The sequence below is a fragment of the Prosthecobacter sp. genome (genome assembly GCF_014879935.1).
Lineage (GTDB): Bacteria > Verrucomicrobiota > Verrucomicrobiia > Verrucomicrobiales > Verrucomicrobiaceae > Prosthecobacter.
This window is the reverse complement of the sequence record NZ_JACSRD010000004.1, coordinates 1-1583: the sequence shown is the minus strand read 5'-3', so window position 1 is coordinate 1583 and position 1583 is coordinate 1. Positions and strand designations below refer to the sequence as shown.

At 60.1% G+C, this 1583-nt stretch carries 2 protein-coding genes; one reads left to right on the top strand and one right to left on the bottom strand.

The features are described from left to right. The coding region (locus IAE77_RS00045; RefSeq protein WP_294219606.1) for a hypothetical protein at positions 1 to 466 on the top strand (466 nt) is incomplete at its 5' end. An 809-nt stretch (positions 467 to 1275) separates the two neighbouring features. Here IAE77_RS00045 and IAE77_RS00040 read toward each other — a convergent pair. Next, on the bottom strand, positions 1276 to 1578 hold the full coding sequence (locus tag IAE77_RS00040; protein ID WP_345780939.1) for an L-rhamnose mutarotase: 303 nt from the start codon (positions 1576 to 1578) through the stop codon (positions 1276 to 1278). Positions 1579 to 1583 lie beyond the last annotated feature (5 nt).

The window sequence follows — 1583 nt, the reverse complement described above, 5'->3', positions numbered from 1 at the left end:
CGGCCAGTCGGTCGACGCGGCGGTGATCGGGACAATGCGCATGATCATGAGGGCCTTGACAATCGCCGTGGTGACGCTGGCCCCGGCATCGCTCTCGGCAGCGGAGATCGAAGGGCTCCTTCGCATGAAATGTGAGTGGCAGCGCAGCACTGACATGAAAACCCTCCAGTCCGAGACCATCTCCGGCAGCACCGAATTCATCTACGATCCCATCAGCGACCTGACTGGAACAATGACCAAGGAGGGTCTTGCATCCCCCTTTGTCGCATCGACCGGTGACACGCTGATCGAAGGCATCGCGCACTACAGCGACGATGGCGCGCCAGCGGAACAAAGCGTCGAGATCAACCGCAACACTGGAGCAATCCTGAACATGATCAAGACCGCCAAGGGTGTACGGGCGCTCGAGGGTGTGTGTACGCGGATCAGCGGTCCGACCTTCGGAACCGAGGCCGAGGGCCAGTAGTGGGGAGCAGGAGGTGAGCCGGGGTTCGTGTCATTTTGCCAGAGCAGCGAAGGTCGCCGCAATCTGCGCTTCCTTCCTCCTGACGGCATCTGCCCACGCCGGACCGCAGGTTGCCAGGGAAGAGATCACCCTCTGCACCTCGCTTGCGAATCTGAACGACGCACAGGCCCGCTGGGATGCACAGGACAGGCAGGGCATCGCCCAATACTTCGGAGGCTCGAACCCCGCATGCCTCAGACTTCAGAAAAGTGAAACTGTCGACGTGCTGGATCGCTCTGGAGCCCATCTTCAAGTCGTCACGCGCCAGGGAACGCCGCGTTTCATCGGATGGGGATCTTCACAGGCTTTCGAGGTTTCGCCTTAGCAGGCGAAGGACCTTGCTACTTCAGATATTCCTCCGGAACCCACCAGCATGCGCTGAATCCGTTGGGTCTGACGCAGGACTGTAACGGAACTTGATCTCGCGGCGATGTGCGTTCGATGTGGACTTTCCCCGCCGGCAGCATCCTGCACTCTCCCGAGCGGAGCTTGTCCGTGAGCAGCTTGTCGGCGGCAGCCGTTTTCCCGCTGGCGGCGAGCAGCTGCGCATCAATTCGGACGTCGACAGAAGAACATCCAAGCCTGCTGTTGGAGAGGTCCTGCCACTCCGAGTCCGCTGCCGCTTGGACAACCACAGTCAGAGCAACGTACGTGCCGATCAATAGTGCAATAGGAATCCGCATTCCCAGCCTCCTTGTGCAATCATCTGTCGGCGGACCGCACTTGCTCCTTCAGCGGTAGAGGGCTCAAGGCGGGTCTGCAGACGATGCTCAATCCGTGTGGAACACATTCTCCATCTCTGCCCACCACTCGCCCTCCTTGCGCATCTCGAAGGGTTCTTGCATCGGGTCGGTGATCTTCCACCACTCCTGCATGCGCGGCACCAGGGCCATCTTCTTCATGTCGGCGTCGAAGTCGCTGCCGTGATACTCCCAATAGGCGAAGAGGATGTTCTCCGGCTCCTTGAGGAAGATGGTGTAGTTGCGGATGTTGGAATCGCGGATGGCCTTCAGCACCTCGGGCCAGACGGCGGCGTGGATGCGCTTGTATTCCGGGATGATCTCCGGCTTCAGCTTGA